This is a genomic window from Iodobacter violaceini, assembly GCF_011601265.1.
Taxonomy (GTDB): domain Bacteria; phylum Pseudomonadota; class Gammaproteobacteria; order Burkholderiales; family Chitinibacteraceae; genus Iodobacter; species Iodobacter violaceini.
Window position 1 is genome coordinate 1 of sequence record NZ_JAAOLX010000021.1, and the last position, 25,741, is coordinate 25,741.

Annotated in this window: 19 protein-coding genes and 1 tRNA gene; 16 read left to right on the forward strand and 4 right to left on the reverse strand. The window is 48.1% G+C overall.

What is annotated here, in order from left to right; genetic code table 11:
- The 11 genes from HA050_RS21365 to HA050_RS21415 all read left to right on the forward strand — a co-directional run.
- Nucleotides 1-1,541, forward strand: a 1,541-nt coding sequence (locus tag HA050_RS21365; RefSeq protein WP_332841477.1) for an SPM autocatalytic domain-containing protein, incomplete at its 5' end; no start/stop codon positions are given.
- Between the two features lie 416 nt (nt 1,542-1,957).
- A complete protein-coding gene (locus HA050_RS21370) occupies nt 1,958-4,105 on the forward strand; it encodes a peptidase domain-containing ABC transporter (protein ID WP_166830489.1) in 2,148 nt (715 codons plus the stop codon).
- On the forward strand, nt 4,078-5,430 hold the full coding sequence (locus HA050_RS21375; RefSeq protein ID WP_099396329.1) for an HlyD family type I secretion periplasmic adaptor subunit: 1,353 nt from the start codon (nt 4,078-4,080) through the stop codon (nt 5,428-5,430). The genes HA050_RS21370 and HA050_RS21375 overlap by 28 nt, the downstream gene beginning before the upstream one ends.
- Nucleotides 5,431-5,484: 54 nt before the next feature.
- On the forward strand, nt 5,485-7,356 hold the full coding sequence (locus tag HA050_RS21380; protein WP_166830490.1) for an O-linked N-acetylglucosamine transferase, SPINDLY family protein: 1,872 nt from the start codon (nt 5,485-5,487) through the stop codon (nt 7,354-7,356).
- Nucleotides 7,357-7,394: 38 nt separating this feature from the next.
- On the forward strand, nt 7,395-7,889 hold the full coding sequence (locus HA050_RS21385; protein ID WP_166830492.1) for a methyltransferase domain-containing protein: 495 nt from the start codon (nt 7,395-7,397) through the stop codon (nt 7,887-7,889).
- Between the two features lie 47 nt (nt 7,890-7,936).
- Complete coding sequence (locus tag HA050_RS21390; RefSeq protein ID WP_166830493.1) at nt 7,937-8,797, forward strand: class I SAM-dependent methyltransferase; 861 nt, start codon at nt 7,937-7,939, stop codon at nt 8,795-8,797.
- A complete protein-coding gene (locus tag HA050_RS21395) occupies nt 8,740-9,933 on the forward strand; it encodes a hypothetical protein (RefSeq protein WP_166830495.1) in 1,194 nt (397 codons plus the stop codon). Before HA050_RS21390 ends, HA050_RS21395 begins: the two co-directional genes overlap by 58 nt.
- Before the next feature lie 81 nt (nt 9,934-10,014).
- Nucleotides 10,015-10,422 (forward strand): sugar 3,4-ketoisomerase, encoded by a 408-nt coding sequence (locus tag HA050_RS21400; protein WP_099396344.1) that lies wholly within the window; start codon nt 10,015-10,017, stop codon nt 10,420-10,422.
- Nucleotides 10,419-11,135 carry a DapH/DapD/GlmU-related protein gene (locus HA050_RS21405; RefSeq protein WP_166830496.1) on the forward strand — a complete coding sequence of 239 codons (717 nt, stop codon included), beginning with the start codon at nt 10,419-10,421 and terminating at the stop codon, nt 11,133-11,135. Before HA050_RS21400 ends, HA050_RS21405 begins: the two co-directional genes overlap by 4 nt.
- Nucleotides 11,135-12,235, forward strand: coding sequence for a DegT/DnrJ/EryC1/StrS family aminotransferase (locus HA050_RS21410; protein WP_166830497.1), 1,101 nt, complete (start codon nt 11,135-11,137; stop codon nt 12,233-12,235). The genes HA050_RS21405 and HA050_RS21410 overlap by 1 nt, the downstream gene beginning before the upstream one ends.
- A gap of 33 nt (nt 12,236-12,268) precedes the next feature.
- On the forward strand, nt 12,269-13,018 hold the full coding sequence (locus tag HA050_RS21415) for a DUF5672 family protein (protein ID WP_166830498.1): 750 nt from the start codon (nt 12,269-12,271) through the stop codon (nt 13,016-13,018).
- Nucleotides 13,019-13,022: 4 nt separating this feature from the next.
- On the opposite strand, the gene HA050_RS21420 is transcribed toward HA050_RS21415, so the two are convergent.
- Both HA050_RS21420 and phnF read right to left on the reverse strand, forming a co-directional pair.
- Complete coding sequence (locus HA050_RS21420) at nt 13,023-13,793, reverse strand: NUDIX hydrolase (RefSeq protein WP_166830500.1); 771 nt, start codon at nt 13,791-13,793, stop codon at nt 13,023-13,025.
- Between the two features lie 3 nt (nt 13,794-13,796).
- Nucleotides 13,797-14,519: a phosphonate metabolism transcriptional regulator PhnF gene (phnF, locus tag HA050_RS21425; RefSeq protein WP_166830501.1), complete on the reverse strand. Its 723-nt coding sequence runs from the start codon at nt 14,517-14,519 to the stop codon at nt 13,797-13,799.
- Nucleotides 14,520-14,682: 163 nt separating this feature from the next.
- On the opposite strand from phnF, the gene HA050_RS21430 reads away from it, so the two are divergent.
- From HA050_RS21430 to HA050_RS21450, 5 genes are all read left to right on the forward strand, one after another.
- Nucleotides 14,683-16,200 (forward strand): fumarate hydratase, encoded by a 1,518-nt coding sequence (locus HA050_RS21430; protein ID WP_166830502.1) that lies wholly within the window; start codon nt 14,683-14,685, stop codon nt 16,198-16,200.
- A gap of 587 nt (nt 16,201-16,787) precedes the next feature.
- Nucleotides 16,788-16,878 (forward strand) — tRNA-Ser (locus HA050_RS21435).
- 182 nt (nt 16,879-17,060) lie between these two features.
- Complete coding sequence (locus tag HA050_RS21440; protein ID WP_205836549.1) at nt 17,061-17,603, forward strand: DUF2165 family protein; 543 nt, start codon at nt 17,061-17,063, stop codon at nt 17,601-17,603.
- Nucleotides 17,604-17,959: 356 nt separating this feature from the next.
- The gene (locus tag HA050_RS21445; RefSeq protein WP_166830504.1) at nt 17,960-19,279 is read left to right on the forward strand and encodes a hypothetical protein; all 1,320 of its coding nucleotides are present in this window, start codon (nt 17,960-17,962) and stop codon (nt 19,277-19,279) included.
- A gap of 192 nt (nt 19,280-19,471) precedes the next feature.
- Nucleotides 19,472-20,533 (forward strand): FUSC family protein, encoded by a 1,062-nt coding sequence (locus tag HA050_RS21450; RefSeq protein ID WP_166830505.1) that lies wholly within the window; start codon nt 19,472-19,474, stop codon nt 20,531-20,533.
- 10 nt (nt 20,534-20,543) lie between these two features.
- Here the strand turns inward: HA050_RS21450 and HA050_RS21455 are convergent, their stop codons facing one another.
- Nucleotides 20,544-21,053 (reverse strand): arsenate reductase ArsC, encoded by a 510-nt coding sequence (locus HA050_RS21455; protein ID WP_166830506.1) that lies wholly within the window; start codon nt 21,051-21,053, stop codon nt 20,544-20,546.
- A 292-nt stretch (nt 21,054-21,345) separates the two neighbouring features.
- Nucleotides 21,346-25,741 (reverse strand): VCBS domain-containing protein (locus tag HA050_RS21460; protein ID WP_166830508.1); only part of this gene is annotated, 4,396 nt, incomplete at its 5' end.

Below are 25,741 nucleotides of genomic sequence, written 5' to 3' on the forward strand. Positions count from 1 at the left end.
TGCGTGCACTGACCACGGATCAAACTGTTGCGCTGACCACGGATCAGGCCGCGACGCTGTCTTCATCACAAATTGCCGCGCTCTCCACTGGCAGTGTGGCGGCTCTTGAAACCCGTGATTTAGTGGTTCTTAAAACCAGCGGCATCGCAGCACTGAATACTGCGCAAGTGAATGTGCTGACCACGGCTCAGGTTGCCAAGCTGACAACCGATCAGGTCGTCGCATTAACATCGGCCAGCCTTGCTACCGGGTTTACTACTGATCAGATTGTGGCACTGACTGCGCTGCAAGCGGCGGTACTGAGCTCGAATCAAGTGGCGGCATTGTCTTCGACTAATATTGCCGCACTGGAAACAACTGATCTGGCGGCCTTAATCACCACATCCTTTGTTGGGCTTACTACAAAACAAATGGGGGCTTTAACAACGGCTCAGGCGGTTGCGCTGACTTCTGATCAGGCTTCGGTATTGAATTCTGCTCAGGTTGCTGCGCTTTCGACCAGTAGTGTGGCTGCTCTGGAAACCTCTGATCTGGTGGTGTTAAGCACCAGGGCAATTGCAGCGCTGACCACTCAGCAAATTATTGTGCTTGGCACGAACCAGATTCAGGCATTGACCACGAATCAGGTTGCTGCAATTACCACGACGCAAGTGATGCAAATGACTACGTCGCAGATTCAGGCCTTTACGACGGATCAGATTTCTCATCTGGCCCTGGGCAGCCCGCTGATTCTTGATTTGAACAAGAATGGGAAGGTGGATACCTTAAGCATTACGGATGGCGTGAAATTTGATTTGTATGCCTCCGGTGACAAAGTCAACACAGGCTGGGTAGGCAGCGGCGATGGCCTGCTGGTTATGGATCGCAATCACGATGGTGTGATTAACGATGGTAAAGAGCTGTTTGGTACATCTGCGGTACTGAGTTCAGGAGAAAAAGCCGCTGATGGTTATGCCGCACTGGCCGGACTGGATAGTAATCAGGATGGCACGGTAGATATTAAGGACGATGGCTTTAATGATCTGCGAGTCTGGCTGGATGAAAACGCGGATGGTATAAGCCAGGCATCTGAGCTGAAAACACTGGCGTCTCTTGATATTGCCAAGCTGAATCTGGATGTGAGCAAAACCGCAGAAAAAGATAACGGCAATTTTGTAGGGCTGAAATCCACGTATCAAAGCACCGATGGATCCAGCCATGCCGCTGCCGACGTCTGGTTTGTGGCGGATAACCCGGCCACTGCCGCTCCGGATATGCGCTCGAAAGTGGTTGATTTAGTGCAGGCCATTTCAGCCTTTGAAGAAGGAGAGAAACAAGCGGCAGCAGGTGTGGGTGCATTGAAAGATCAATTGCCTGCTGATACCAGCCTCACGCTGGTCTCTGCTGATCATGTAGGGCAAATGACTGATCTGCTGAAGCAATTTGATGCCAACGGCAAATTGATTGAATCTGCTGGTGATTCTCTGGTTTCTGCCGAGCAAAAACTTCACTTAAATGGCCTTGGCCGTGCTGGAGATGCGGGTATTCTGGCTGTGAAGTAAACATTGCCAGTGGCTTACATCAGGCAAAGTGAACGGGTAGGGCGAAACCGCCTTACCCGTTTTTTTGCCCGCTTTTTTGCAGATGACTCGCTGATCTCGTATTAAACGCTGGCTTGGTAAGCAGTAAGCGTATTGAATAACTGGAAAGAATTCTGCTCCAGTTATTTAAGCAGCGCACAGAATGATCAGAATTCTTCATATCTTTGCTGTGCGCAAAAAAGGGCGATCTGGCTTAGCGGGATTTACTGGCAGGGGCGCTTATTTAATCAAAGGCTCTCTGATGTGTTGTTAAATATTTAATCCATTCAAAAATTAATCGCGTATTACATCTGCTGCGTTATACTCAATAAAAATAGTTAAATGATAAAAACCATTGTTTATTTTATCCCCTCCTTATATAAAGACTATTTTTTATAATGTTGGATAAACCACTGCATACTGTTATTCAGTGCCTGGCTGCGATTGCCCAGCACCATGGTTTACAGATCAATCCGGAGCGCCTGATTGATGAATATGCTTTGGGAAATGAAGAGCCGGCTAATTCCGTACTTCTGCGTATTGCCAATGATATCGGCTTAAAAGCCAGGAGCGATAAGCTGACCTGGGCGGGCTTAATTGCTCAGGTTGGGGTTTTTCCTCTGATTGCGCGCACCAGCTTTGATCATGCGGTGATTGTGGTGGGCGTTCGCCCCGATGGTGAAGGGGGGAATAAAATTGCACTGATTGATCCTGCCGCCAGCCAGTCTGAAGTATTGCTGGAGGATCAGGCAACCTTTTGCAGCCGCTGGGCTGGTGAGGTGTTTTTTGCCAAGCGCGAGCATAAGCTGGCAGACCCGAATCAGCCCTTTGGATTAACCTGGTTTCTGCCTGAAATTGCCAAGCAAAAAAACGCTTTTCGCGATATTTTTATTGCCGCCGTGGTAATGCAATTATTATCCCTGGCTTCTCCTGTTTTTTTTCAGCTTGTTATTGATAAAGTATTAACACACCAAAGTGTTTCTACCCTTTGGGTGCTTGCAGCCGGAATTGTGCTGGCGCTGTTATTTGATACGACTTTTGGTTTTTTACGTCAGATTCTCACCCTGGCCGCCACAAATAAAATTGATATGCGCCTTACCCGGCGGGTGTTCGGGCACTTACTCTCTTTGCCGATTGATTATTTTGAGAGTAATTCGGCGGGTGTGGTTTCCCGGCATATGCAGCAATTAGAAAAAATTCGTAGTTTTCTGACTGGCAGATTGTTTTTTACCGGGCTTGATTTAATTTCACTGCTTATTTTTCTGCCTGTTTTATTTTCTTATTCAAGCAAACTATCCATGATTGTGCTGTTATTTACCGCCATGATTGCCAGTATTGTTGCGGCGATGGTGCCTACATATCAGCGGCGTTTAAATAATCTTTATTCGGCCGAAGGCCAGCGGCAAGCCATGATGGTGGAAACCATACATGGTATGCGCACAGTAAAAGCGCTGGCGATTGAGCCCAAGCAGCGCCGCACTTGGGATCAGCTATCGGCTGAAGCCATTACCCTGCATTTTAAAGTGGGGCAGATATCGATTATTGGTAATGCATTTACTGACTTTTTAGGCAAATTACTGCCTGTGGTGGTGATTGTGATCGGCGCACAGGATGTGTTTGATCAAACCTTAACGGTGGGGGCGCTGATTGCATTTCAAATGATGTCCAGCCGTGTTGTTCAGCCCCTGATTGCCATTGTGGGCCTTGTGAATGAATACCAGGAAACCGCTTTATCAGTAAGGATGATGGGTGAAGTTATGAATCGCCCGCCCGAAGGCCGGGTAGGCGCGGGTGGCTTGCGGCCACAATTGGTTGGTGAAATTGTGTTTGATGAAGTGAGCTTTCGCTACCCTGGTGCAACCGCTACTGCACTCAATAGCGCCAGCTTTACGATTCCCTCTGGTGCGGTGGTGGGCATTGTCGGGCGCAGCGGCTCTGGCAAAACCACCGTCACCAAGCTGATTCAAGGGCTTTATGCCTTGCAGGGAGGGATTATCCGTTTTGATGGTATGGATGCGCGTGAAATAGAGCTATCTCATTTACGGCGGCAGATTGGTGTGGTTTTGCAGGAAAACTTTCTGTTTCGCGGTACTGTCCGGCAAAACCTGGTGGTGACCAAGCCCGATGCCTCGCTTGAAGAAATTGTGGCCGCAGCAGAGGCCGCAGGGGCCGATGAATTTATCGAGCGTATGCCGCAGGGCTACGACACCATGCTGGAAGAAAACGCCTCTAATTTATCCGGCGGGCAAAAGCAGCGTTTATCCATTGCCCGCTCGTTGCTGGCCAAGCCCCGTGTTTTGATTCTGGATGAAGCGGCCAGCGCATTAGACCCGGAAAGTGAGGCTATTTTTATCCGCAATTTATCTAAGATAGCCGTGGGCCGCACGGTGATTATGATTTCCCACCGTCTGTCCACGCTGGTGAATGCGCACACTATACTGGTGATGCAGCAGGGCCAGCTGATGGATAGCGGCCGCCACGAAGAACTCTTAACCCGCTGTGAGACATACCAACATCTATGGCATCAGCAAACAAGCCACCTGTAGAGAAAAAAGGCAAAAAGGAATCGGCCGCGGTCGATTTTCTGCCTGATGCCGATGAAATCGAGCAGCGGCAGCTGCCGTTTTATGTGCGCAGCACCATGCTGGTTTTATTGATTACCTTTATCAGTTTTTTGCTTTGGGCGAACTTTTCTGAAGTAGAGCAAGTGGTGGTGGCACAGGGGCGCTTGGTAAATCCCTCTCCTAATATTGTGGTTCAGCCCTTTGAAACATCGATTATTCAGCGCATTGAAGTGCGCGTTGGGCAGGTGGTGCGTAAGGGCCAGCTTTTAGCCACGCTCGATCCCACTTTTGCGCAAGCTGACGATGCCCAGCTGCGGGCACGCTTACAAAGCCTGGAAACACAGATTGCCAGCTTGCAGGCCGAGCTGACGGGTAAATCCAAAAGCAACACCAGCACCGATGCCGATACTGTTTTGCAGTCTCAGATTCTGAATGAGCGGCAAGCAAATTTCAGAGCGCAATCGGCCAAAATTGAGCAAAACCTTGCCCGGCTGGGGGCCTCGCTGCAGTCTAACCGTCATGATTTTCAGGTTTTATCCAAACGGCTGAAATCAATGGTAGAAATCGAAGCTATGCAGGAAAAAGCCGCCGCACAGCAATACGATTCAAAGCTGCGTTTGCTTGAAGTCCGGGACCGGCGCTTAGAAATCGAACGGGATTTAGGCCTGGTGCAAAATAAAGAGCTGGAGTTGCTTAAAGAGCAGGGTGCTTTGCAGGCTGAAAAAATGGCTTTTGCCAATGGCTGGCGGCAAAAAGTAATGGAAGACATGCTGGCTGCCACGCGTGAGCGCGATACCCTGAATGAGCAATTACAAAAGTCTGATCGCAGGCGGCAAATGGTTTCGCTGGTTTCCCCTGTGGATGCCGTAGTGCTCGATATTGCCAAGCTGTCTCAGGGCTCTGTTTTGAAAGAAGCAGAGCAGATGTTTACTCTGGTTCCATTGGGGGCGGTGCTGGAAGTTGAAGCCAAAATTGATTCGCTGGATATTGGCTATATTAAAGAAGGTGATCCGGTGCATATGAAACTGGATGCTTTTCCTTTTCAAAAGCACGGCATGTTAGAGGGAAAGGTACGCACCATTAGCGAAGATTCTTTTCGCAATGAAACGGCCCCGCGTGGCGCAGATGCTTTTTATATCAGCCATATTAATTTAGGGCCAAATAAGCTAAAAATGATGACAGGCAAATCACGCTTATTACCCGGTATGACGCTTTCTGCTGAAATAGTCGTGGGTAAGCGCTCGGTGATTTCCTATTTAATCTGGCCGCTGACCAAGGCAATGGGCGAGGCAATCAGAGAGCCTTAATCATCAGCCTTGCGTTTTATTTATTCGTATTCATTTGCTAAAAAGAGCATAACAATGCCTGCTGCTGACAAACTGATCCAAGCCATTGAATTACAAAATAAGGGAGAGATTGCTGCTGCAGGTAAGGTTTTTATTGAGATTCTGGATGAAGATCCAAATAATGCCGCAGCACTTTATTCCTTAGGGCTTATTGCGCTTAATTCGGGTGATTCTTCTTTGGCATTGCAGCTTTGCGAGCGTGGAGTGAGTGCAGCGCCGCAATTTGCACCCTTAAGATATTTACACGGCTCTATCCTGCAAGGCATGGGGGACAGGGAAGGGGCGCTTAAAAGCTTTGATCTGGCTTTGGAAATTCAGCCCGATGATGTCAGCGTATTACTAAATAGCGGCGTATTGCTCAGAAGCATGTACCGGCACCTGGAAGCACTGGAAAGATTTCAGCAGATATTAAGAATCAACCCTGATCATGTGGCAGCGCTGGGCAATAGCGGTATTTTGCTGACTGAGTTTAAGCAAAGCGAGCAAGCCATTGCGATATTTCAACGCCTGATACAAATTGACCCCTCCTACAATTATGGTTTAGGGCTGTTATTTTACGAGCGCATGCATATTTGCGACTGGGCAGATTTTAATTTGCTCACGCAACAGATTGTCGATGGTATTCGTAAAGGCGAGCGTACGTGTAAATCACTGGCCTTTATGTCGGCCTCTGATAATGCGGCAGATCATTTACTGGCCGCTAAAATATTTGCCGATCAGTATTGCCCTAAAAATGCAAAGTCCCTCTGGCAAGGGGAACGATACCGGCATAAAAAAATAAAATTAGTCTATTTATCCCCTGATTTACGCGAGCACCCGGTGGGCCATTTAATGGCAGGCGTGTTTGAACACCATGATAAATCGCGTTTTGAAACAATCGCAATTTCACTGGGGATTGATGATCAGAGCCGCTTACGCGCACGAATGATTAAAGCATTTGATCAGTTTATTGATGTGCGGGAAATGGGATCGGAGCAGGTTGCCCAAATGCTGCGCGATATGGAAGCCGATATTATTGTGGATTTGGGCGGGTATACCTCGGATACCCGCACCGATATTCTGGCCTTCAGACCGGCGCCTGTTCAGGTGAATTACCTTGGCTATCCGGGCACAATGGGCGCTGATTATATTGATTATATTATTGCCGACCGGTTTATTATTCCGCCGGAGCAGCAGCAGTTTTACACCGAAAAAGTAGTGTATCTGCCCGATACCTATTTACCAACCGACAGCAGCGTTCAAATTGCCGATCGCACCCCCACGCGCAGCGAATGTGGCTTGCCCGATAACGGCATTGTGTTTTGTTCCTTTAGCCATGATTACAAAATTTCACCCGCAGTATTTGATGTCTGGATGCGGCTGCTTACAAAAGTGCCGGGCAGCGTACTGTGGTTGATGTCACGCGGGGAGGCATCCCAGCGTAATTTGCGCAAAGAGGCCGGTGCAAGAGGCGTTGATCCAGACCGGCTGGTATTCGCCAGCCGGGTGCCGCTGGTAGAAGACCATCTGGCACGCTATCGCCAGGCCGATATTTTCTTAGATACCCATCCCTACAATGCCCACACCACCGCCGCCGATGCCCTGATGGCCGGCTTGCCCGTAGTCACTTATATGGGGAATTCCTTTCCCTCCCGGGTGGCCGGCAGCCTGCTCAATGCGATTGGCCTGCCAGAATTGATTACCCATTCATTAGCAGAATACGAGGCAAAAATTCTGGCGCTGGCTTTGGATACCAGGCAATTACATGCCCTGAAACAGAAATTAAAAGAGCACAAGGCAAGCTTTGCCCTGTTTGATACTGAAGGGCTTTGTAAAAACTTAGAAAACAACTATATCGCTATGTGGCGGGCTCAGCAGCTGGGTGAATTTAAAGATGAATTAAGCTGATGAGCACTATAGTGAAAGCATAAACAAAAGGGGATGGTATGACACGAAGCTTGGATATTGGTTGCGGGCCCAGCCCCAAAAACCCATTTAATGCCGATGAAGTGTTTGGCATTGATGTCAGGGAAGATTTGGATGCAAATATCAAATGTGCTGATTTAGTGCTTGACCCTATTCCTTTTGAAGATGGGTATTTTGATTTTGTCACAGCTCACGATTTTTTAGAGCATGTTCCCCGTGTGATTTATGTGCCCAATCGCAGAAATGCGTTTGTTGAAGTCATGAATGAAGTTTATCGGGTATTAAAAGTGGGCGGGCAATTTCTGTCTTTTACGCCCGCTTACCCTCACCCGGAAGCGTTTCGCGATCCGACTCACGTTAATATTATTACCGATCAAACTTTCCAGGCTTATTTTGATAATGTAAATCGCTGGGCTGCCGCCTATGGGTTTAACGGTGCATTTGAAATTAAATTGCAAGAGTGGCGCGGCCCGCATTTGCTTACGGTGATGCAAAAAGTAGAAATTCCAGGGTAATTTAATCGCTGCATTTTAATTTGATGATGAGATAAAAGGCTGCTGCTATGTCGATGAATGAGATCCATGAAAAGCATTGGGCTGAATTTATGACCGATGCGCATCACCGTACCTTATACGATTCATGGTGGACATCAAGCAGTGTGGGCTATTGGCGGCAAACCCGTTTATATGCCGCGGTATTTGAAGTATTAGGTGGCTTAAAAGATTTTTCATGGCTGACCGTGGGCGATGGTGCAGGCTACGATGCATGGCGTTTATTGCAGGCAGGCTTTCGCGAAGTATTAGCAACTGATTTGGATGACGCTGTACTGGCAGAAACCAAAGCGGCCGGTTTTATTCAGAATATATCAATTGAAAATGCAGAAGCACTTAGTTTTGCTGATAATTCATTTGATTTTATTTTATGCAAAGAAGCATTGCATCATATGAGCAGGCCCTATGCGGCAATTTATGAAATGTTTCGCGTGGCGCGCTACGGCGTGGTGGTAATCGAGCCACAAGACCCTTGGGTAGATTACCCCTGCCGCGTGGATCAGAGCCAGCCTCATTATGAATCGGTTGGCAATTATGTTTATCAGTATTCCACGCGTGAATTAGAAAAAATTGCCTATGGTTTAAATATAAGAGGCATTGCCAGTAAAAAAATGATGGATGTCTATACTCCGGGCTGCGAATTTGCCATGTGTAATGATGGCGATCCCATATGGGAATCCACCCGCACACGCACCGAGCAATTAACCACGGCCATGCATGCGGGTGAGGTAGTGGCCAGCTATGTGCAGGCGGTATTTTTTAAAAATACAGTGACGCCGGAGCTGTTTGATATGCTGGCTCAGCAAAATCCTGAATGGCGTTTTTTAAGAACAGATACAAACCCGTTTCTGAATGGAAAAAACGCCTTTTAACAGATGTGGATAAAGAACTCGCTCATCATGGTTCGGGAGGGCTTATGAATGAAATTTACCAACTGATTGAAAAGCTGGCTGCAACATCAGGACAATTTGCAAGCCTTTTGCAAGACCCTTTGCTGGACTCTCTGTTGTTTAATAAAAAAAATGACTTAATTAAAAAATTAACGGCCACTGATTTTTCAAAAATAAGCACGGTGTATTTAGGTGCTCATCTTGTGCATGCCAGATCAATGAGCGAAGATGTGCATTTTGTTCATCTGGCCAGCGATTTTTTACATAAGCCGCCTGCGAATATCCCCAAAGGCGCAGTGTTTATTTTACTAAATAACGATATAGGCAAAGATTTACCCGCGTACATTGATTTTTATAATAAAAATCCACAGGCCCTTTTTGTAATATGGGATTGGGACTCCCAGCATTGGCTGCAAATGAGTGCTTTGTGTGCCATTCATTGTGATGTTTATATATCAGCATCATCAGAAACCGTTTTTGCTTTATCGCATTTTAACCCCTGCGTAATCGGCCCCGTTTTTGCCTGTGTTCATCAATGGTCCAGAACCTTTGTGTTAAATAATCTGGAACTATTATTATCTGAAAGAGCCGACGGGCCTTTTGGTATGCATGTGCACTATGAAAAGTATGCCAGGCGTAATCGCGCAATTGCTTCGGTGATGCAGCATTTTCCAACTGTTGCATTTGCCAATAATGATTTTAAAGGACGTTCTGATTTAGAAAATTTGAAAGAATGGGGGGCATATAAAACGCACTGGATTATGCCTGTCTTAGGGGGGGTTCCTATTCGCGTATATAACGCCCTGCTGACGGGGGGTATTCCTATTTTACCTGCTTTCTATCAAAATATGCCTGAAGTGGCTTATTTAGGTACTTCGCCATTATATTACGATTTAAATGGTCTTGTAGAGCCTCATGAAATTGCAAAATCAGCCATCAGTGTATTTAATGAAAATGGTGAAAACGGTTTAATTCAAAGAGTGCTTGATGGTTTGGCAAGACATCATGCAGATACACGTTGTAATGATATTTTATTACGTGTGCAGCGTGCTGTAGATGGTATTTTAAGAAATGATTATGCATTTCACGACTCTTATCTGAGTACTTATCATGCCTAGTGCGATTTTGTAGTTTGCCAGTTGGTTTTTGCTGATTATTTTACTTATGCGGATCCGGTGTTTTTTGATGCAGAGGTTATTATGCAAATTAAATTTATTCAACTACAAAAGCACGGGGATGATAGGGGCTCATTGGTTTCGCTTGAAGAGCAAAAAAACATCCCTTTTCCAATTAAGCGTGTTTACTATTTGTTTGGCACAAAAGAAGGCGTTCGCCGCGGGTTTCATGCTCACAAGACATTGAAGCAGGTAGCGATTTCATTGAGGGGATCTTGCCGTTTTTTGCTGGATGATGGTAAGGAAAAAATTGAGCTTTTATTAGACAATCCGGCACAAGGCTTATTAATTGAGTCGATGATTTGGCGGGAAATGTATGATTTTAGTGATGACTGTGTTTTATTGGTATTAACCGATGATTATTACGATGAGTCAGACTATATTCGTAGCTATGAAGAATTTACTAATCAAGCCGTGAGTGCCATATCATGATTCATCCTTCTGCTGTTATTTCAGAAAAAGCAAAATTAGGGGCTAATGTCACAGTCATGCCTTTTGCTGTGATAGGTGAGTGTGTGATTGGCGATGATAGTGTGATTCATCCCCATGTGGTTATTGCTGATGGGGTAAGTATAGGGCGTGCTGTAGAGGTGTTTCCGGGGGCCTTTATTGGCAAAGAGCCTAAGGGGGCAGGCGCTTTGGCACGTATGCCGGAGTTTGATAAAGTGGTCCAAATTGGAGACGAGTGTTCAATTGGCCCCAATTCGGTTATTTTTTATGATGTGATTATCGGCAATAATACTCTGTTGGGTGACGGAGCTTCAATCAGAGAGAAATGCAGTGTGGGCAGTTTTTGTATTTTAAGCCGGTATGTGACGGTGAATTACAATACTAAAATTGGCAGCCGCACTAAAATAATGGATTGCAGCCATATCACCGGGAATGCGGTTATTGGTGATGATGTATTTATCAGCCTGCATGTAGGCACAACGAATGATAATGCGGTAAGAGAAGGATATTCATCGCATGTGGTTGGCCCCACAATTGAAGATCATGTGGTCATTGGTGTGGGCGCATCATTATTGCCGGCTATTCGGGTTGGGCAAGGCGCTACGGTAGGCGCTGGTTCGGTTGTGACTAAAGATGTAAAAGAAAAAACATTAGTAGCAGGCGTGCCTGCCCGTTTTGTAAAAACACTTGAATAATGAAAAATAATATTCCTTTTCTGGATTTGAAATCGATTAATGCACTGCATCGTGCTGAATTAATTCAGGCATTTGAGCGGGTGTTGGATTCAGGCCGCTATATTCTGGGAGAAGAATTAAATCTCTTTGAAAAATCTTTCGCCAGCTATTGTGAAACAAAGCATTGCGCCGGGGTGAGCAACGGCCTTGATGCTCTGCATTTAATTTTACGTGCTTATGGAATTGGAGCGGGTGATGAGGTGATTGTGCCCTCTAATACCTATATTGCCACATGGCTGGCGGTGACTTATGCCGGGGCTGTGCCCGTGCCGGTTGAGCCGCTTGAATCCACTTATAATCTTGACCCGGCTTTAATTGAAGCGGCCATTACGCCGCGAACCAAAGCGATTATCGCCGCGCATCTGTATGGGCAGCCTGCTGATATGGATGCAATTATGGCTGTTGCCAATCAGTACAATTTAAAAGTAATTGAAGATGCGGCCCAGGCGCATGGTGCTTTATATAAAGGCAGAAAAGTGGGGGGGCTTGGCCATGCTGCAGGATTTAGTTTTTACCCGGGAAAAAATTTAGGTGCATTGGGCGATGCCGGGGCGGTTACCAGCAATGATGATTTGCTGACAGAAAATGTGCGCATGCTTTTAAATTATGGCTCAAAAGTAAAATATTATAATGAAGAGCAGGGCTTTAATTGCCGGCTGGATGAATTGCAAGCGGCTCTGCTTAGTGTAAAGCTGCCTCATTTAGATGCAGAAACTCAGCAGCGTTGCCGGATTGCGCAGCAATATACTGAAGGCTTGCAAGGCCTGCCATTGCATTTGCCCTCTGTGCCTGAGGGAGTATCTCCCGTATGGCATTTATATGTACTGCGTTCTGCAAAAAGAGATGAATTACAAAATAAGCTGGCAGAGCGGGGTATTGCTACTCTGATTCATTACCCGGTTGCACCTCATCAGCAGGGGGCTTATAAATCATTTAATCAATTATCCCTGCCTGTAGCAGAAAAAATACATCAGCAGGTGCTCAGCCTGCCCATTAGTCCTGTGATGAGTCAGAGCGATGCAGAGCAGGTGATTGCCGCTGTCAGAGCATGTGCCGCGTAGCCTTTAACAGATCAAGCTGATTACAAGGTTTTTATGCCAGAACAAGTTATTGTGCTTATTCCGCTCTATAAGCCAGCGCTTACTGAAATAGAGCGATATTCTCTGGATGTTTCTTTGCAAGCTCTGGCCGGACGAAAAGCACAATTTATTGCGCCAGAAAGTATTGATCGTGCTTATTATCAGGCCAATTATCCTGATATCTCTTTTGTGTGTTTTGAAGATCATTATTTTGCAAGTGTTGAAGGCTATAACCGCCTGCTTTTGGCTGATTCTTTTTATCAGCGCTTTGATGCATATGAATTTATATTGATCTTGCAAACAGATGCCATTGTTTTGCGTGATGATCTGGATGTATGGATCAATAAACCCTTTGACTATATTGGCGCGCCCTGGCCCGATGGTAATGAGTTATTTGTGAATCTTGGCTTGTTTGAAGGCGAATATGGCAAGGTGATTAAAGTCTTTGTGGGCAATGGCGGATTCAGTTTACGCAGAACCAAAAAATGCATCAGTTTGCTTGAGGAGTTCCCTGTAGCTCTCGCGGTTTTTCTTGCTGCAGGCTCCAGTGAAGATTTGTTTTTTTCTTATATGGGCGCTTTATCTGCTGATTTTATTATTCCAAATGAAATAACCGCTTCTTTATTTTCTTTGGAATTAAAGCCCGCTTATTACTATAAGGTGAATGGGGGCAGGGTGCCGATGGGGGGGCATGCATGGTGGAAATACGATGCTGCATTTTGGAAGCCCTTTTTACCACCCTCGGCGCTTTTAAATGATTTTTAATTAATTAAATAAGGTGTTGTTGCAAAAACGCCTGCGTTACTGCCGCCGCATCCAGTGTCATCCTGGGCAGGATTGATCGGATCTGATCAAAACCAAGGTGCTGAAAGCCTGCCACTTCGCCATCGGTATTTATGGGCACAAAATCTTCAGGCAGCAGTAAATCATAGGTGCAGATGATTTCGTCGTGCCAGCCATCGGCCTCTGCCCTCGTGGTACGCAGGCTGCCGCTGGTGACGGCCTGACTGGCTAATTGGGCAGGGATGCCGGCTTCTTCTGCCAGCTCTCTGATTACACAATCCCATGCTTTTTCCCCTGCGGATATACCGCCCGCCGCAAGATTGTCCAGCTTATCTGGATCGATGGCTTTGCTGCTTGCACGCTGGGCAATCCACAGCCCGGCGCTGTTGTAGCCATTGATATGCACCGCACGGCTGGTCAGGCCAAAGCGGCGAAAGGCGGCGCGTTCCAGCTCGAACAATGGCCGGGCTAAATCCAGTCCCCCGGCCTGATCGCTGGCAAACACCGTGTAGCGTTCATTGCGCCAGCCCTTAATCCACCCGGCATCGCGCATTTGCAATGCGGCTTGCGCCAGCGCACTTTCCAGCGCGCTGGCGCTGAGGCTAGGGTCTGCGCAGATTGCATCATCACTGATTTGCACTGCTGCCGCCCCTAGTGCGGCTTGCAAAAAGGGCAGGCTGGCGTCTTCTATCCAGCCCAGTGGCTGATTCATTGCAATAAACCGGCGTAAGTTTTGTGGGGTAGTGATCTCTGGCATGGCTTAAAATGTTTCGGCTTCTAAGTAAATTTGTACGGCATCGCCAGTGAAATGCGTAATGCCATATTCAATAATCTGGCTGTTTGCATCACTGTAAACACTTTCTACACAAAGAAGCGGCTGAAATTTAGTTTGTGATAAAAGTTGTGCCTGGCCGCTTTCAGGCAGGCGTGCACTGATGCGGGATGATTTGCGCTGGCATTGTTCAATACCAAAGGCTTTAAGCGCCAGATTAGTATTGGGCTGACTGGTGTAAAACGCCTCAAAGCCCTGAAAGCGCGGCAGGGGGAAATATTGATGGCATACGCCCACAACGCGCTCATCCACAATATCCAGCGCCTCGATATGTAAAACATGGCTTTCTGTGGCAATGGCGAGGTGCTGACAAATTTCCGGGTTGGCGGCTTCGGCTTTTACGTTTAATACATGGCTTTGCCCGGCAAGGCGTTGCTTTTGTAAGCTATGCGAAAAACGTGTGCGGCGGCCCAGCTGATAATCAATCATTTCTTCTTGCACAAAAGTGCCACGGCCTTGCTCTATTCTGACTAAGCCACGCGCTTCAAGTGCCTGCAGAGCCCGCCGTATGGTATGGCGGTTGACGGCAAATTGCGTGGCCAGCTCGGTTTCATTCGGCATGCGATCCCGCAGCAGCTTGTTGCCGATATCGCGTGCCAGAGAATCTTCAATTTGTCGCCAGAGGGCAACGCCAGAGTGACGATCAAGCATGATTATGGTCTGTAGTGTAAGTGTAATAAAAGCTATTGTAATTGAATTACATTGCAACTAGATGATATTGATCTAAACGTTGAGCTGGCTGTTAGCGCTAATATTTTCTGACCCGCGCTTGCGCTACAATTGCGTCATCCTGTAAAACCACTGGGACCAGAAGATGACAACAATCCGTCAGCAAGACGTAATCGATAGCATTAGCGACAGCCTGCAATACATCAGCTACTACCACCCTAAGGATTACATCCAGGCTTTGGGTGTGGCTTATGAAAAAGAAGAATCCCCAGCCGCAAAAGATGCGATTGCACAAATCCTGACCAATAGCCGCATGTGCGCCGAAGGCCACCGCCCTATTTGCCAGGATACCGGCATCGTCACCTGTTTTGTACGCGTCGGCATGAATGTGCAGTGGGCCGACGCCACCATGAGCCTCACTGATATGATTAATGAAGGCGTGCGCCGCGCCTATCTGCACCCGGATAACAAACTGCGTGCGTCCATCTTGCAAGACCCCGCTGGCAAGCGCCAGAACACCAAAGACAATACCCCCGCCGTGATTCACTTTGAAGTAGTGGAAGGTAATACGGTAGAAATTGATATCGCAGCCAAAGGCGGCGGCTCCGAGAATAAATCTAAATTCGCCATGCTCAACCCATCCGATTCGATTGTGGATTGGGTGCTTAAAACTGTGCCCCTGATGGGCGCAGGCTGGTGCCCGCCGGGTATGCTGGGCATCGGGATTGGCGGCACGGCAGAAAAAGCCATGGTCATGGCCAAAGAAGCGCTGATGGAAGAAATCGATATCCATGAGCTGATCGAACGCGGCGCACAAACCCGCGCTGAAGAGCTGCGTATCGAGCTGTACGAAAAAGTAAACGCGCTGGGCATCGGTGCGCAGGGTCTGGGTGGCCTCGCCACCGTGCTGGATGTCAAAATTAAAGACTATCCTACCCACGCGGCCAGCCTGCCGATCGCCATGATTCCAAACTGCGCGGCCACCCGTCACGTGCATTTCACTTTGGATGGCAGTGGTCCGGCGGTATTGGAAGCGCCTAAATTGGAAGACTGGCCTGATGTCACCTGGACTCCTTCAGCAGCCGCTACCCGTGTTGATCTGAATACAGTAACGCGTGAAGATGTGGCCAGCTGGCAGCCAGGCCAAACCCTGTTGTTAAACGGCAAAATGCTTACCGGCCGCGATGCCGCGCATAAGCGCATGGTGGATATGCTCAATAAAGGCGAAAAACTGCCGGTAGATTTTGCAGGCCGCTTTATTTACTACGTTGGCCCGGTAGACCCGGTGCGTGATGAAATCGTGGGCCCTGCAGGCCCGACCACCGCAACGCGCATGGATAAATTTACCGAGCAGGTGCTGGCCGAAACGGGCCTCTTGGGCATGATCGGTAAGGCAGAGCGCGGCCCGGCTGGCCTCGATGCTATCAAAAAGCACAAGTCTGTTTATCTAATGGCCGTAGGCGGCGCCGCCTACTTGGTTTCCAAAGCCATCAAAGCCAGTCGCGTGGTTGGTTTTGCTGATCTGGGCATGGAGGCGATCTACGAGTTCGATGTGGTGGATATGCCGGTTACCGTGGCGGTGGATTCGCAAGGTATCTCTGTACACGCCACTGCGCCAAAAATTTGGCAGGCTAAGATCGGTAAAATCCCGGTTGTGGGTTAAAGCTGATCTCAGGCAGTAAGCACCGACAAAACCCACCTTGCGTGGGTTTTGTTTTATCAGGGAAGTCAAAACCAATTTTATCCAGCTTGAGTGGCGTGTTTTTTGTTGGGCGGCGATAAGCCAATTCACTGCTGCAAATCCTTAGGCCGGCAGGCCAGGGGCGCAGCCTACCAATCAGATGGAATTTCAAAGTGGCGTATAGCCGGGCTGAGCTAACAGGATGGATATCTTGCAGTACAAAGGGTGCCGCACAGGCAGGCACGCGCTTCCTAAGCAAGCTGTGCCCATTATTTTAAGCGGATAGGGCGATGATAAGGTTTTTAGTGATTCATTTGCTGCGACTGATTAGCGCCATATATGCCAATTGAATTATTCGGGTGCGCTGATGCAGGCAAATCTCTTTTACATTTGCCTGTTTTTTTTAAATGAGTAAATTATAGCTAATTGCCTGATATATATAATAAATATCCATTTTTATTAAGTAAAATGGGCCAGGGGCGCAGAAAAATTGTAAAGAAAATGAAAAATAATCGCAGAAAGGGCTTGCGCACCACCGGTAACTTGATTATTATTCGGCCTCTTCTCGCGGAGAGATGGATGAGTGGCTTAAGTCGCACGCCTGGAAAGCGTGTATAGGTTAATAGCCTATCGGGGGTTCGAATCCCCCTCTCTCCGCCAGGAAGCCCAATGAAACCCTGACTTGTCAGGGTTTTTTTGTGCCTGCTATTTCTTGATCCCTTTCAGATATCCGCAGTATTACTGTGCCCCGGCGCTTGCCAGATTAAATTCTTTCTTATTAATTACAAAATATTTCTATAGTCTGTGTTTTTTATCTTTGGCGAAGGTAAACTAAGGGCGGTTTGATTTTATTTAAAGTGCCTTCTTATAGTTTAATTCCCGGGGATTTAATGTATACCAGACTCTCTAAAATTGCCCTTGTCTGGGCGGTAGCATTGTTTGTTTCTTTAGTGGCTATTAATAATCTGATGGATTATGAATCTAATTATCGATTTGTGAACCATGTCTTAAAAATGGATACCACGTTTCCTGATAATGCGGTGATGTGGCGATCTATTGGCTCGCCATTCATTCATCATGCGGCATATCATTTTTTAATTGGCTTTGAGTTGTTAATTGCTGTTTTGTGCTGGCTGGGTGGCTATAGATTATTGAAGGCAATAAAAGATGCTTCAGCATTTAATGAGGCTAAGGGCATTGCCATTTCAGGGCTTACCCTGGGGATTATCTTGTGGTTTACAGGATTTATTACCATTGGTGGGGAGTGGTTTTTAATGTGGCAATCCACGATTTGGAATGGGCAGGAAGCTGCTTTTCGTGTGGTGGTGATTATTGGTTTTACGCTTTTATATCTGGTTAAAGCAGATGAGGATCAGCAGGCCTGATGTGCTGCTCTTTTTAGGCCCTTGGAAGTTTCAGTAGTTTTATTGAGTTGTTTGTAAGTTATTGGAAGGATTTTAGTGGGCTATCTAACGTTGGTGTGGGGCCTATTCATAAAAAGTGAGTGCCACTTCGATGATAGGGGGAGTGATGGCCACTATATAACTGGCTGTGGGTGGGGCAGTGTTTTAACTTTATAGGCCAGTTTGTAGCGGGAGATCGCTGTAGACTGGCTTTTATCTTTATTATCTATGCATATTTTGATGTAAAGCATGGATGATTAGTTCATCAGCATATACTTACAAAACATTATTTGAGATAATTCAAGTCTTACACATAATTATCTTGATGAACGGTCAAAATGAAAAAAACTCCTTATAGTGCTATGGCGCTTGCCGTTTCTGCTGCGCTTGTATTGGTGGCTTGTGGTGGCAGTGGCGATGATGCAAGCAGCACAACTTCGACGCCTGTTGTGTCGGTTGACCCGGCAAAAGAAACCTTAGGCCAATGTATTGCTTCTTTGCCGGCGGATTTAAAAGCGAGTGATACCAGTGAAAGCGATTTGGCTGTATTTACTTGGGATGGGCTCAAAAAAATTGATTGGTCTGGTAAGGGTAATTTCAAAGAAGGCTGGACTGGTGGCAGTTTTAAGCATGATTATGATGTGAGTGCCAAGCCGGTTAATATTGAGGGTGAGTCGGTATTACAAACAACCAGCGAATACGTCATCAATGAAGATTTAACGGATACTTATTCAAAAACAAAATACCCTTTAACGGTAGCTGCAGAGGAATATCGTTCGCCTGATGGTAAAAAAATGCTTGGTTGGGGCGAGGTGGCAACTGAGCAAAATGGCGAAGTAAACTATTGGCAAAAACGACGTGTGGCTGCGAATGCAACGACTGAGTTTTCTATTAATGATCTGGTCAAAGATCAGCCTAAAAATATTGAATACACACGGAAAGTAACGATTAGTTGGTTAAAAGGTACGGGCACCGATAGCATCAAATCAGAGTATCGGTTCTTAGGCCGTGAGAAAATTGAAACGAAATTGGGCGTATTGGAAGCTTGTGTTAGCCAGGAAAAAACAAATGTAGTTTATAAAGACGACAAAGACAGTTCTGTTTCAAGCTGGACAGAAAAACGCTGGCATATTCCCAAGCTGGGTTATGTTAAGCGTGAGACCATTGATCAAACATTTGATCCGAATAGCAAAGCGCTGACTTTTGAAGAAAAGCGGACTTACGATATTGTTGGCGCGCGTAAAAGTGGTAAACGCTATGGCAGCTACGATATGTGGACTGGGGTATTAACTGGGCAGCAAAGTAATGCAGTGCCTGAGTTTAGCAGGTGCAATTATAGTGTGGCGGGTTCAACAACAGGCTTTCTTTGGTTGTTTAAGCCAGAAGCCAATGGTAAAGGTACTTACCGGGTTTGGGATGGCAGCAAGATTGCCGATATCGCAGTTAATTACCCGGGGAAAATTGCGCTGAATAACTTTAAGTCAGAGCAATTTAATAATGACAGTGGCACGGGTTTGATTACCTGGTCACAGGATCTTACCCTGGATATAAGCAGCAAATTATTATCAGGCACTTATACCCGTACTGAAAAGCGTAATGGCCCTCCGGAGTGCACGGGCGTATATCCTTATAGTGCCAAAGGTACAAAAGTATTTTAATGGTTTGATTGTTTGAAGTGGAAACGCGATGTGGCTTTGGCGGCATCGCGTTTTTTTATTGCAAATAAATTTTACGTAATTGATGTGGCTTAAGCCGGGCAGATCATTGCTGATGATGTGGTTTGCCGGTAAACAGAGTAATTACTCACGTCAGCCTCTCTGTGCATCGCTTGCTTTGTTATAGTTAGGCCTATGAAGCCAGCCCGAATTCTGACTGCGCCTTGGCGCGCGGTAAAAAATCCTCTGTTTCTTTATCAGCATCATCGCCAGATCCATGCTTTGCGGGTGGCTTTGGCGTTTTTGTTTGGCCTGATGATTAATCTTAGTTTTCCGATTCAGCATGGCAGCTGGATGCTGGTGACCATTGTGGTGATGCTCGGTAATGTGCCGCATTTGGGCGCTGTGGCGCAAAAGACGCGGCAGCGCACGGTGGGGACCACGGTGGGGGCGCTGGCGGGTTTGCTGGCTTTGGCCCTCTATGGGGTATCGCCGCTGCTGTCTTTTGCCTGGATGGTGCTGGTGATTTTATTAAGCGCTTATCATGCAATTGGTAAGGCGGGTTATACGGCGCTGACGGTAGGGATTACGCTGGTGATTGTGGCCGGTGTGGGCGATGGCACGGTGGATGAGTCGCTGTGGCGTACGGCGAATGTGGCTTTGGGCTCTTTGATTTCGATGCTGGCCGCGTCTTTGTTTCCGCAGCGGGCACTTGATCACTGGCGCTTTTTGCTTTCGGATAATTTGCGGGAATCGGCGCTGATTTATAGCCATATTGCGCGGCGTGTGCCACTGGATACCGAGGCGGCGCTGGGGCGTTTTAATACGCGGCTGGTAGCGATGCGGGGCTTGATATCGGCAGCGGCAAGCGAGTGTGAGCAAAGTACGGTGAGCTTTGAATCAATTCAGCGCGGGCAGCGCACTTTATATAGCTTGTTTGACCGGATGGATGATATTGCTGAGAAAACCGCCGTGCTGGCAGATGGCGGGCGGCAGCGGCAGGCGATTGTAAAAGCGCTGTTTCGTGCCGCCCACGGCATCCGTTTTTTGCATGCAGATTTATTGCTGAATGCGCTGCCAGAGCCACAGCTAAAAGAGCGCACGCCAGGCGCTTGCGATTGGCTGAGCGCTGAGCTCAGCCAGACTACCCGCCGCCTGTGCGATGAATTATTGCTGCTGATGCCCGCTATTTTGGCCACGCAGCAAACGCTTTTGCCCTTATCAAAGGAAGAGGCGCTGCGCCGCCTGGAGGATTAGCCTGACTGGCTTAGCTAAGGGGTGTTTGGCCTATTTCCTGCACAAGATTGTTAAGGGTGAGGTGCTCCAGTTTTTCTGAGGGCAGGCTGACCAGCAAATCAATTCTGCGTTTGATTTGTGCAAATATTTTGCAATATGAGGCGTGTTTTTCTTCTTCTGTTTCCCCGCTTGGATCTTCATAAGCCCAATGCGCGCTGATAGGGTGGCCTGGCCAGCTTGGGCATACTTCACCTCGGGCATCATCACATACCGTAATTACGATATCCATGTGTGGCGCATTGCGTCCTTCAAATTCTTGCCATGATTTGGAATGCAAATGACTGGTGTCATAGCCTATGGATTGCAGCAGCTCGATTGTATAGCGGTTGATTTCGCCGCTGGGATGTGTTCCTGCGCTGTAAGCGTTAAACCGGCCATGCCCCAGAATATTTAGCAGTCCTTCCGACATAATGCTGCGTGCTGAGTTGGCGGTGCATAAAAATAATACATTGAATACGCGGTTAAATGCGGGTTGAGTCATGCGATGGTTCTCGTTATTAGCCGTATTTTTCAGCCCGTTCAGAGTACGTTTGGGGGGCTGTTGCGACTTTAAATTAAAGTAAATTTCTCTTTTTATTGCGCTGGCGCTAATGTGGTTTACAGATCAGGGATGAGATCTTAACTTACTTAAATGAAACAAAAGCTTCATATTACTTACATTTATTATTTAATTTTGTCAGTTTTGTGCGGCGTATGTGTGCTGTGGTTTTTGCGGTGGTGACGCATAAAAAAACGGCTCCCTCTGGAGCCGTTTGCTTTGCTTTTTTTAAAGCTTAATCTACGATCAGCTTATTGTTTTGCAACAGATTTTTCAGAATGTCAGCATCAGTTGCGCCAGTCAGATCAACCCCTTGCAGAATAATGGTTTGGTCTTCTTTGCCAGCGTTGTAGCCAGCATTAAATTCCCCTGCTGTGCTGACGTGAATCACCGTGCTGCCACCGGTTTTTTCAACGTGCAGATAATTAAGCAGATTGCCAATATCGTTGCTGCCATGCGTTTCACCAATCAGCAGATCACGCATGTCGAGCTTGTCGTTATTGCCTGAAGTGGTGTTCTGATTGAAATCCATCACCACGTCGGTGGCGGTTTTCACCACGTTTACATTGGCACCAATACCAAACTCGTTGCCTGTGCCTGCTGCTGTAGCGCCGCGTGCAACAGCCTGATCGCCCGGCATCCAAAGGAAGACATCGTCACCTGCATCACCTCTGAGTACGTCGTTACCCGAGCCGCCGCGTAATACATCATGGCCAAGCCCGCCACGCAAGGCATCGTTATCGCTGCCACCATCAAGGTAATCGTTGCCGGTATGGCCATACAGCAGATCCACACCTGACTGACCAAAGATGGCATCGTGCCCGCTGCCACCGTTAACTACGTCTGCCTTAGGATTGCTTACGCCAACTGCGGCACTGAACAGCTGGGTGCTGGAGTCTACTAAAGAGCCTAAATCCAGCGTCATCAGCTTATGGCCCAAAATATCTGCAAATTTGTAACCTGCAGAGTCGCTGTCCCCGGCATAAATCACATCATCGCCACGGCCTGATTCAACATAGTCGTTGCCGCCACCTGCATCGATTACCTGATCCACCGATTGGGTGTACTGGAAGCGCTGGCCAGGGTTTGGGTTTGGTGCACCTGCAACCGCGCCACCGCCCAGTTGCAGATCAATCACCGTGCCTTCGGTTTTTTCACCCGTCCACAGATTGTTGGATTCGCCATACATATCGCCAATCTGATCATTAAAGCTGGAGCCCATAATCACAACCGGATCGGTATGGCCCTGGATATTGATCGTGAGTGTGGCGGTGGATGTGCCGCCTTTGCCATCGGATGCGGTGTAGGTGAATTTCTCGCTTAAGGTGTCTCTGTCGTTAAGTGCATTTACACGCGGGTTGCTGTTATCCAGCGTGTAGCTATAGCTGCCATCCTGGTTGATTGTGAGCTGGCCAAACTGACCGCTGATCGCCTTACCCACATTGGCGGCATTGTTGTTAATGGCCTGAACTACCAGCTTATCGCCATCCACATCGATATCGTTGCTGAGCACATTGCCGGTAACCGGATTGGGTGAGCTGTCTTCGCGGATGCTTGCGCTGTCGTCGCTGGTGTTAGGCGCATCGTTGCTATTGGCTACCTGAATAGCGACAAAGGCATTGTTGGTGGCGGTTTCACCTGTGCTGTTTTCTACGCTGACTGCTTGCAGGCCGACTTTATATTCACCAAAGAAATTAAGCGGCGGTCTGATTTGCAGATTGTTTAAATCCCAGCCTTTCAGGTTGAGCGCCGAACCATCGGCAGGCACGTTATAGGTATGTACACCATCAAACACGGTGCTGCCAGCTTTCAGCTCAGTCAGTGAAAGGCTTTGCAGGCTTTCAGAGCCATCGGTGTCGCTCAGTTTTGCTGCTAAGCCAAACAGCTTGATAAAGCTGTCTTCCTGCCCGCTGATACCCTGCGGGTAGTAGCCGCCATCGCCAGTTGCCACCAGATTGCTGTGCAAGCCGCCGCTGTTTTCAAGCTGAGTCAGGTTGCTGTAGAGCTGGAAGTTGCTGGTGTTAAAGTCGACGGCTTTTCCGCCATTGACGCTGACATTCAGATCCATCGCGCCTACGTTGGATGCGTTGTAGACGATCATTTCAACGGTGTAGTAGCCCGATTTACCTGGCACAAATGGCGTGGCTGTAAATGTGCCATAGCCATCATAAGGGCGGTTCATCAGCTCTACGCCGCCAATTTTCAGCAGGGAAGTATCGTCAACATAGCCGCTGAAGGTGTAGTTTTTGCCTTCTTCAAGGTAAACCAGCCCGCTTACTCTGTAGGCAGAATCGGTTGCAATGCCGCTTGGCGCATCAGAGCCATTAGATACATAAACATCCGGTGATGTAACCACGGTGGTGCTGGTTGGCACTTTGCCTTCCAGCTCTGCTTCGATGCGCGTTGGTGTTCTGGCCGTGGTGGTGTTCAGATTGTCGCTGGCATCTGGTGCATAGTATTGCTGAGTTAAACCATTGCCTTTCGGTGGTGTGACCGTGGTTGTGGAGCCATTCACCAGGCTAATCCCGCCAATGCTGATTACTGGCATATCGGCTACCGGTTTGATATCAACCACCATACTGACCTTGTCGCTGCTGGCGCTGCCATCATTGACCTGATAATCAAATTTGGCATAGTCAGATTTTTGATCGCCTGTACCGGCCGTGGTAAAGCTATTGTTCCCCGATTCATTTGCATCAGGCACAAAGGTCAGCTTGCCCGCATCAATATCAGCTTTAGTAATTGTGAGCTGGGCCGGATTGGTAATGGCAACGCCATTAAATTGCAATACCCCATCAGCAGGAAGCGAGCTTAATCTGATCGACAGGCCGCTTGCGGCAGTATCGCTGTCGGCGGCATTAAAGTCGTTCCATTTAAAGGTATAAGCCGTATCTTCTGTGCCGGAGACCGCGCCACCTGTGCTGGCTGGCGCATCGTTTGTGCCGATTACGGTAATGCTGACCTTGCCTGCCGTGCCATCCAGGCTTGTCACTGGCAGATCAAACTTAGCCTGCTCGCCTTCTTTCAGTGCCTGAACTGTGGCGCTGCTGTTGTCGATATCGAACTTCCAGTCGCCATTCGCTTGCAGCGTGAAGGTGCCATAAGCATTCTTCACTGTTTGCGGTGTGAAGCTGGCTTCACCAGCGTCTTTGTCGGTGATCGTTAAATGACCGTTTGCGGTAGTTTGCGCTGGCGTGTCTTCTTTAACGGTACCTGTGCCGATGTCGCCTTGGCCTTGACCAATGATGGCGGCGTCATTCGTGCCGATCACGGTGATGCTGACCTTGCCGGCCGTGCCATCCAGACTCGTTACCGGCAGATCAAACTTGATCTGCTGGCCTTCTCGCAATGCCTGAACCGTGGCGCTGCTGTTGTCGATATCAAACTTCCAGTCGCCATTCGCTTGCAGTGTGAAGGTGCCGTAAGCGTTCTTCACTGTTTGTGGCGTGAAGCTGGCTTGGCCCGCGTCAGGGTCGGTTATGCTCAGGTGGCCTGTGGCAGTTGTTTGCGCTGCGGTGTCTTCTTTCACTGTGCCTGCGCCGATGTCGCCTTGGCCTTGACCGATCACGGCCTTGTCGTCCAGACCTTGCACATCGATGGTGATGGTGGTTTTGGTGCCGTCGCTCAGTGTTACATTGAAGGATTCGGTTTTTGTTTCGCCGGTTTTAAGGGCTTGCACATTATCCGCATCGTTGTTCAGCGTATAAGTCCACTTGCCATCGCTGCCCAGCGTTAACTTGCCGTAAGTGCCTGCGGCATCGGTTTGCGGCACAAAGGTTGCGCCGCCGGTAGCGGTCAGCGTGCCGCTGCTGCTTTGCACGGTGTCTTCCTGCACTGCGCCGTGGCCGACAGTGGCGGTTTCATTGCTGCCGTTCACGGTCACGGTGATGGTGCTTTCCGTGCCATCGGCGGATTTAACGGTGAAGGTTTCAGTCTTCACATCGCCGTCTTTTAAGGCCTGAACAACTGGATCGTTATTATTCAGCGTGTAAGTCCACTTACCATCCGAACCAATGCTGAACTTGCCGTAAGTACCATCGGTATCCGTCTGCGCCTGGAAGCTGGATTGACCTGCATCTTTATCGTTCACCAGCAAGGTTCCGCTGGTCGTCAGTGTTGTATCTTCTTTGACAGAGCCAGCATCGTCACCCGGTTTGCCTGGGGTGATCACAGCCTTGTCATCCAGACCTTGCACGTCGATGGTGATGGTGGTTTTGGTGCCGTCGCTCAGTACAACATCGAAGGATTCGGTTTTTGTTTCGCCGGTTTTAAGAGCTTGCACATTATCCGCATCGTTGTTCAGCGTGTAAGTCCACTTGCCATCGCTGCCCAGCGTTAACTTACCGTAAGTGCCTGCTGCATCGGTTTGCGGCACAAAGGTTGCGCCGCCGGTGGCGGTCAGTGTGCCGCTGCTGCTTTGAACGGTATCTTCCTGCACTGCGCCGTGGCCGACGGTGGCGGTTTCATTAGTGCCGTTCACAGTCACGGTGATGGTGCTTTCCGTGCCATCGGCGGATTTAACGGTGAAGGTTTCGGTCTTCACATCGCCGTCTTTTAAGGCCTGAACAACTGGATCGTTATTGTTCAGCGTGTAAGTCCACTTACCATCCGTGCCAATGCTGAACTTACCG